The organism is Shewanella sp. CAL98-MNA-CIBAN-0140 (assembly GCF_040309905.1).
In the GTDB taxonomy this organism is placed as follows: Bacteria; Pseudomonadota; Gammaproteobacteria; order Enterobacterales; family Shewanellaceae; genus Shewanella; species Shewanella psychromarinicola.
Window position 1 is genome coordinate 1 of sequence record NZ_JBEOPI010000312.1, and the last position, 231, is coordinate 231.

Consider the following 231-nt stretch of genomic DNA (forward strand, 5'->3'; position numbering starts at 1 on the left):
TGTCGACACCGGCTGCGGCGAGCGCCTTCGCTTTGGCGGCGACGTCTCCGTTGATCCCGATGGCCGCGGCCACGAGAAGCCGCCCTGAGGAGTCAACCGCAGGCCGATAGAGGGTCGAGCGCAAGGCAGAGGTCCGACTGAGCGTACCTACGAGGCGGCCGTGCCGGAGAACCGGTGCGAACGTGAGGTCGGCAGCGACGAGAAGGTCGAAGGCGGCGCGGGGGTCGCTGA

At 69.3% G+C, this 231-nt stretch carries 1 protein-coding gene; it reads right to left on the reverse strand.

The window, feature by feature from the left end; translation table 11 throughout:
- Window positions 1–231: hypothetical protein (locus AAEY93_RS21190; protein WP_502959582.1), on the reverse strand; the 231-nt coding region annotated here is incomplete at both ends.